The sequence below is a fragment of the Kluyvera cryocrescens NBRC 102467 genome (assembly GCF_001571285.1).
Taxonomy (GTDB): Bacteria; Pseudomonadota; Gammaproteobacteria; order Enterobacterales; family Enterobacteriaceae; genus Kluyvera; species Kluyvera cryocrescens.
On the sequence record NZ_BCTM01000093.1, the window covers coordinates 1 to 646 of the forward strand.

Consider the following 646-nt stretch of genomic DNA (forward strand, 5'->3'; position numbering starts at 1 on the left):
GGAAGGTGCGAACAAGTTCCTGATATGAGATCATCATATTCATCCGGAGCGCATCCCAGAGGGACATCATGAGCCATCAACTCACCTTCGCCGATAGTGAATTCAGCACTAAGCGCCGTCAGACCCGAAAAGAGATTTTCCTCTCCCGCATGGAGCAGATTCTGCCATGGCAGAATATGACCGCTGTCATCGAGCCGTTTTATCCCAAGGCGGGCAATGGCCGACGGCCCTATCCGCTGGAGACCATGCTGCGTATTCACTGCATGCAGCATTGGTACAACCTGAGCGACGGTGCCATGGAAGATGCCCTGTACGAAATCGCCTCCATGCGCCTGTTTGCCCGATTATCCCTGGATAGCGCCCTGCCGGATCGCACCACCATCATGAATTTCCGCCACCTGCTCGAGCAGCATCAACTGGCCCGTCAATTGTTCAAGACCATCAATCGCTGGCTGGCCGAAGCAGGCGTCATGATGACCCAAGGCACTTTGGTGGATGCCACCATCATTGAGGCACCCAGCTCTACCAAGAACAAAGAGCAGCAACGCGATCCGGAGATGCATCAGACCAAGAAAGGCAATCAGTGGCACTTTGGCATGAAGGCCCACATTGGTGTCGATGCCAAGAGTGGCCTGACCCACAGCCT

1 pseudogene is annotated in these 646 nt (G+C 55.0%); it reads left to right on the forward strand.

The window, feature by feature from the left end:
- Positions 1-68: 68 nt before the first annotated feature.
- A pseudogene (locus tag KCR01S_RS23630) lies at positions 69-646 on the forward strand (IS5-like element ISKpn26 family transposase); the annotation flags it as partial.